The 6,590-nt window shown below is 67.4% G+C and carries 4 protein-coding genes; 3 read left to right on the forward strand and 1 reads right to left on the reverse strand.

Annotation, left to right across the window (positions count from 1 at the left end):
* Nucleotide 1: 1 nt before the first annotated feature.
* Nucleotides 2-1,711: a trypsin-like serine peptidase gene (locus DSM104443_RS09120; RefSeq protein WP_171091484.1), complete on the reverse strand. Its 1,710-nt coding sequence runs from the start codon at nt 1,709-1,711 to the stop codon at nt 2-4.
* Nucleotides 1,712-1,971: 260 nt separating this feature from the next.
* Between DSM104443_RS09120 and DSM104443_RS09125 the strand changes: the two genes are divergently transcribed.
* From DSM104443_RS09125 to DSM104443_RS09135, 3 genes are all read left to right on the forward strand, one after another.
* Nucleotides 1,972-2,718 carry a TetR/AcrR family transcriptional regulator gene (locus tag DSM104443_RS09125; RefSeq protein WP_171091486.1) on the forward strand — a complete coding sequence of 249 codons (747 nt, stop codon included), beginning with the start codon at nt 1,972-1,974 and terminating at the stop codon, nt 2,716-2,718.
* A 331-nt stretch (nt 2,719-3,049) separates the two neighbouring features.
* Nucleotides 3,050-3,574, forward strand: coding sequence for a DUF11 domain-containing protein (locus DSM104443_RS09130; protein WP_171091488.1), 525 nt, complete (start codon nt 3,050-3,052; stop codon nt 3,572-3,574).
* Between the two features lie 113 nt (nt 3,575-3,687).
* Nucleotides 3,688-6,417 (forward strand): beta strand repeat-containing protein, encoded by a 2,730-nt coding sequence (locus DSM104443_RS09135; protein ID WP_171091490.1) that lies wholly within the window; start codon nt 3,688-3,690, stop codon nt 6,415-6,417.
* The last annotated feature ends 173 nt before the right edge of the window (nt 6,418-6,590 follow it).

Genomic DNA, 6,590 nt, shown 5'->3' on the forward strand with positions numbered 1-6,590 from the left:
GCTAGTACGCCTGCCGGCGAAGGGATTTCACGACCGCGCGTCCGTCGACCGTGAGCGTCGCGGTTGCGGCCCCGTTGTAGCCAAAATCGATGCGGCCGCGGCCCGCGAGCGCCACCGTGAGGCGCGAAGCGTCCCAAGGCTTGTCCCAGGCCGTGCCGGTCGTGCGATAGAGCGCCCCTTCGAGCGTCGCCGCCGACGTCCACTGCGGATCGGTCATCACGAGCCACGTCGGCAGGCCATCCGCGTCGTACGCGAACCACGTGACGAAGGTCTTGTTCGACAGGTGCTGCTGGATCGAGACGCCCCAGCCCGCCTCGGCCGGGTCGTACCACATGTCCGTGTAGTCCTCGAGCGGCGCGGGGCCGGAGGCGAGGATCGTGCGCAGCGACACCGCCTCGAGATCGATGCGCGAGTAGTAGTCGCGATTGGACGGGTCCTCGGGGCGGCCCGTGTTGATGCAGGAGGCACTGCCGCCCCTCAAGCCGCCGCGCAACACGTATTCGCCGCCCTGGAGCGTGAAGACACCCGAGCCCGAGCTGCCCGGCTCGGTCGTTCCCGATAGCCACGTGACCGTCGAGTAGCTCGCGCCGGACGACGAGGCCGTCGGTGCGAGGGTCGTGCCCATCGCGACCTTCTTCAGGTCACCGGCAGGGTGGTGGATCGCCACGAGTGGCGAGCCGACGGGCAACGCGGCCTCGTCCCAGCCCGCGAACCACGCACCGTCGGGGGCGCGCTCGGCCAGGCGCAGGAGCGCCACGTCGGTATCGGCGTTCGCGTGCAGCAGCTTGGCGCCGCCGGGAAGCTGCTTGTAGTTGGAGATCGACTTGCCGGGGCACGCGTTGGCTTCGTAGAACCAGAACGTGTTGACCGTCGCGGCGGCGGCCTGCGAACCGACGCAATGCGCGGCCGTATAGAAGTAGGGGACCTGGCTCGCGTGGTCGGCGTCGTTCACCAGCGTGCCGGTGCACAGGTAGGTCACGCCGTTCTCGGTGTAGACCATCTTCGCGACCGCACGGGCGGCTCGGGCCACGGCCGGATTGGAGTTCGCCACGCAGGCCACGTCCTCGTGGCAGGTGCCCGCGGCGCCGATGCCCGAAGACTTGAAACGCGACGACGGCTGGGCCACGAGGTGCGAGGCCGCTTCGGCCTCCAGCTTCACCCGGGCGGGATCGGCCCCGGCGGGAATCCAGAGCTCGACCGTCTGCAGGCCGCCCTCGGTGACCGGGCTCCAGTAGACGCCTTGGTCATGCGTCGCCTCGAGGGCTGTTTGCGCGGGGATCGGGCCGACCACCGTGGCGTTGGCCCCGCGGAAGCGGAGCTCCGCACCGGCGGGTGCGGCCGCGAGGCGAATTCCGAGGCGAAGCGCCAGCGCCCCGGGCGAGGCGACGGCGATGCGGGTCACCGAGCCACCGTCGGCCGCGCGTTCCCAATGCGAGCCCGGTGCGGGCCCCGACACGGACTCGAGGTCGGCGGCCAGGTCGCGGCGAGCGCCGATGCGCGTGCGTTTCTGGGTGGTGTCCTCCGGCCCGGCCGCCTTGGTCGCGGGCAGGGGGGACAGGACCAGGGTCGCGGTCGAAGCCGAATCGGTGACTTCCACTTTCAGCCGGGTCGCCTGGACCTTCGGCTGGGGCCACGCTGCCTCGCCCGTCACGCTCGCGGCGACTTGAGCGGCCGTGAGCAGGAGGAGGAGGGCGAGCAGGGCGGGCTTCATAAGGTCGCCATTGTTCGCCCGCGCCGGGGTGCCCTCCGAGGGCGGATTCGGCTGCGGAATGTTGAATAGTTCACATATCCGGGGAAGACCGGCTGTCGGCCGTTTTGGCCCGTTCGTCGACCTGACGTGAACTCTCCTTCCTAACCCATTGCATCCAATGCAATTTGGCTTTGCAAGAGCTGCCAGAATTAGTGCAAACTGATGTTTCAAAAATTTGTTTGAAACAACAACAACAAGCAGGTCAGGGAGGGAAGAAGAAGATGCTGGGCCAACCCAGCGCCATGCACGACAACGAGACGTGCCGGCGCCTTATCGCCGCGGCTTCGGAGGAGTTCGCCCAGCACGGGTACGCCGGAGCGCGGATTCGCAACATCGTGCTCGCCGCGGGGGCCAACCTCGCCGCGATCAACTATTACTTCGGCGGGAAGGAAGGCCTGTACCGGGCCACGCTGCGCCACCTGGCGGGCGAGGCCATGGCCAAGTTTCCGCCCGGGCGCGCCGACCGCCGCGGCCAGACCGCGGAAACGCGCCTGCACCGCCTCGTCTACGCCTTCCTCGAAGGCCTCGCCCCCGAAGCCCGCTCACCCGCGCTCGGCCGCATCCTGGCCCACGAGGCCATGGACCCCTCGCCCCACCTCGATCGCCTGATCGAGGACATGACGCGCCCCCAGCTCGAGATGATCCGCTCGGTGGTTCGCGAGCTGGTCGGCTCCCGCGTGCCGGACATGGAGGTGACGCTCGCCTCCCTCAGCATTGCCGGCCAATGCCTGCTGTACCTGTTCGGCCGCCCGGCGATCGAGCGCATCTATCCCAGTGTCGTTTCCGGGCATGGCTCCCGCCAGCGCCTTGCCCGGCAGATCACCGAGTTCTCGCTCGCAGCCCTGGCCGCGCTCTCCGCGGCCCACGTTCCCGGAGCGCCCGCACAAAGGGCGCGAAAGGGGACTGCGCAGGGCCTGCGTTCCTCTCCCACGAGCGGATCGAAAAAGAGCCGTTGGGGGGGGCATTGAGGGATATCGCGCCGAAGGTATCCGTTTTCCTACTTTTTCCTACGGTTGTAGGGCCCGCGCCAGGCCCGCAGGACGAGCGCCAATAAGGCGCCGGATAAAACAATAAATTCAAATAGTTGAGCACTTTGTATGCTCTATTCCGGGGAGGTACATCAGTGGATTGTGATGTTCCGCACATCGCGTGCACAAGCGTCTGATAACAAATACAAAAAATGACGCATTACACCCTAATTTCAATTGAAAACCGCGAAACACATGCGGTGTGCACTTCTGCACACGGTTTCCGCATGCGAAATGCGTATCCTGCGCTCTGTTCAAGGAGACATGCCCCATGAAGCAAGCACTGCTGATCGCAAGCGCCCTCGCCGGGGCGCTCCTCGTCGCCCCCACCGCCTGGTCCCAGGCGCCGGCGACCGGCCCGCTCGCGAGCGAGCTGCAAGCCCGCAAGGTCGTGAAGACGGCCGACGGTCGCGAAGAGCTCACGAGCGCCGAGGCCGCCAAGCCGGGCGACATCCTCGAGTACACGGCGACCTTCCGGAACACCGGCAAGACGACCCTCACCATGATCGAGGCGACGCTGCCCATCCCGACCAACGTCGAGTTCGTGCCCGGCAGCGCCAAGCCCGCGAACCCGAAGGCAACCGACGACGGCAAGCGCTTCGCCGACCTGCCGTTGAAGCGCGTCGTGAAGCGTAACGGCGTCGACGTCGAAGAAATCGTCCCGGTCCGCGAGTACCGGATGCTGCGCTGGGCGCCGATCGACCTCGGCGGCGAGAAATCGGCCAGCTACGTGGCCCGAGTTCGCGTCCTCGACGACGTGCCCGTCACGCCGGGCAGCCCCGGGGTGCGCAAGTGAATACCCCCCTGTTCCCGACCCCTTTCAGGAATCGAAGCCGGCTCTCGCCGGTTTCGGCGTTTTTGTTCAGCAAGACCGATTTGTTTGGCAAGACCCAACCCAAGGAGAAAGAAATGAGTTCCCACCACGAAGCAGCCATGGCGCGCGGATCCACCCGCAACGTCGTCATGGCGCTGATCGTGCTGGTCGCAGGGCTGCTGTTCGGGCTCGCGTCCAGTACGGCGCAAGCGGCCCCGCCCGTCGGGACGGTCATCGGTAACCAGGCGACCGCCACGTATAACGACGCCGGCGGTGCAGCCCGTACCGCAACCTCGAACCAGGTGCTGACCACGGTTTCCCAGGTGAAGAGCTTCACGCTCGACGCCCCGGGCTTCCGCACGGCGAGCCCCGGCCAGCCGGTCTATTTCCCGCACACGATCACGAACACGGGTAACGGAACCGACACGTATGCACTGAACGTGCCGACGACAGGTGGCGCCTTCGCCCACACGGGCCTGGTGTACTACCTCGACGCCGACAACAACGGTGTGCCGGACAACTTCACGCCGATCACCACGACCGGCCCCCTCGCGATGGGCGGAGTCTTCCGCTTCGTGGTCGCCGGCACGGTGCCGGGCACGGCCACCGCCCCGCAGCAGGGCACGATCACGGTCTCGGTGACCGACACCTCGGGCGGCCCCGCGCTGACGAACCTCGACACCACCACGGTGGCCACTTCGGCCGTCACGGTGACCAAGTCGCTGTCGCAGACGAGCGGTCCTTCCCCGAACGCCGGTCCGATCACGGTCACGCTGTCGTTCACCAACACGGGTAGCGTCGCGGCCTCGGCCCTCGAGCTGCATGACGCCCTCCCGGTCGGCATGAACTACATCGCTGGCTCCGGCCGCTGGAGTGCCTTCGTTCCGGCGCTCACGGACGCGGTCGACGGCGCGCAAGGTCCCGGCCCGACGATCACGTACGACTACAACGGTGGCACGCGCACGGTGAACGCCATCATCTCGTCGCTGCCGGCCGGCAACTCGGGCACGGTGACGTTCCAGGTGACGATCGCCGCGGGCATCGCCCCGGGCCTGCTCAACAACACCGCGACCTACCAGACCTCCACGCAGACGCCGCTGGTCAACACGAACACGGCGGCCTACCAGGTCCTGCAGGTTGCGAACGTTGTTGCGAACGGCTCGACCACGAGCAGCGTGAACGGCACGGCTGAACCCGTGACGATCGCCAGCGCCGCCGCGGGCTCCACGCTGTCGTTCACCAACGTGATCTGGAACACGGGCAACGCCGCCGACACGTTCCTGATCTCGATCGCCGGGCAAGCCGGCTGGCCGCTGGGCTCCACGTTCACGCTGCTGCAGTCCGACGGCGTGACGTCGCTCATCGGCAACACCACGCCGTCCATCCCGGTGTATTCGGGTGGCGCGTGCTTGCCGGGCTTCGAGACCGACACCCCCAACCAGCGATGCGGCTACCGCGTGATCCTGCGCGTGCAGCTGCCGGTTACCGCCACGGGCGGCCCGTTCTCGATCACGAAGACGGCGACGTCGACGTTCGATAACGCCCGCACGGACACGGTGATCGACACGCTCACGCTGGTCGCGGCCAACACGGTCGACGTCACCAACAACACGGCGCGTGCCGACATCACGACGAACCCGGGTACTGCCGCGGCGGGTAACGCCGGGACGACGGGCTTCGGCGCGACGGGCACGACGGTCATCACCACGAACACGGTGACCCCGTCGACGTCCGGTCCGACCACGACGCGCTTCCAGCTGTTCGTCAACAACACCGGCGCCATCAACGACTCGTTCAACCTCACCTCCTCGGCGGCTCCGGCCGGCTGGACGGTGACGTTCCGGGCCGACGGCGGCGCGGGCAACTGCTCGACGGTGGGCGCGGGCCTCACGACCACGGGCACGATCAACGCGAGCAGCGCTCGCCTGATCTGCGCGGAAGTGACGGTTCCGGCGGCCAACACGGGCAATGCCACGGTGGGCAACTACGACATCGACTTCACGGCGACCTCGGCGCTCAACGGCACCGTGTCCGACGTGAAGCGCGATCGCGTGACGGTCAACGCCGTGCACTCCGTGACGGTGACGCCGAACAACACCCAGCAGACGTTCCCCGGCGGCGCGGTGACTTACACGCACGTCGTGACCAACCTGGGCAACGCGGCCGAACCCATCACCTTCTCGCTCGGATTCCTCACGGATTCCCGTTCGGGCCAGGGCTGGACCTCGATCGCGTACGTCGACGGCAACAGCAACGGCGTGTTCGATCCGGGCGTCGATGACGTCGCGGCCAACCAGATCTCGACCGCCACGACCTTCTCGGTCGCCGTGGGCGCCACCCGCACCGTGTTCGTGCGCGTGTTCGCTCCGGGCAGCGCGACGGCCGCGGATCCGGCGAACGTGACGACGGTGACGGCGACGTACAACACCGGCGCCAACACCGCCACGGCCACCGACACCACGTCGGTGACGGACGGCCTCACGCTCCTGAAGGAACAGGTCGCGGTGTCTTGCGCCGCTCCTGGCCCGCACGCGGGCTACTCGACCGCACCGATCCCCGCCGGTCCCAATACGGCGCCGGGCCAGTGCATCGCGTATCGCATCACGGGTACCAACACCACGGCCGCGGGCATCACGCTCGTGTTCATCAACGACAACGTCCCGGGCAACACGCGGCAGCGCAACAGCTGCGGTGCACCGGCGACGACGCTGGGCACGGTCACCTCGCCCGGCGACGGCAACACCGGTCTGATCAGCGCGAACGTCGGGGCCCTGGCCTCGGCGCAGAACGCGATCGTGACCTTCTGCGTCCGGATCGATCCGTGATGCAACCGGCGTCACTCCACTCGGGCTGCTCTGCCTCCCTGATGGCGCCCGAGTGATTTTGGGAGGCATCCGCAAGGGTGCCTCCCCCTTTTCGAAGCTTCTTCGCGAGAGGGAGCTGCGGCAAGGCAGCAACGGAGTTCACCAATAACGAAAGTGACGAGAGAAAGAAGAAA

The sequence above is a fragment of the Usitatibacter rugosus genome (assembly GCF_013003965.1).
Lineage (GTDB): Bacteria > Pseudomonadota > Gammaproteobacteria > Burkholderiales > Usitatibacteraceae > Usitatibacter > Usitatibacter rugosus.

What these genes read in the sequence shown, in the direction of transcription:
- DSM104443_RS09120 (WP_171091484.1), bottom strand. Translation starts at nt 1,711, where the DNA reads ATGAAGCCCGCCCTGCTCGCCCTCCTCCTCCTGCTCACGGCCGCTCAA.
- DSM104443_RS09125 (WP_171091486.1), top strand. Translation starts at nt 1,972, where the DNA reads ATGCTGGGCCAACCCAGCGCCATGCACGACAACGAGACGTGCCGGCGC.
- DSM104443_RS09130 (WP_171091488.1), top strand. Translation starts at nt 3,050, where the DNA reads ATGAAGCAAGCACTGCTGATCGCAAGCGCCCTCGCCGGGGCGCTCCTC.
- DSM104443_RS09135 (WP_171091490.1), top strand. Translation starts at nt 3,688, where the DNA reads ATGAGTTCCCACCACGAAGCAGCCATGGCGCGCGGATCCACCCGCAAC.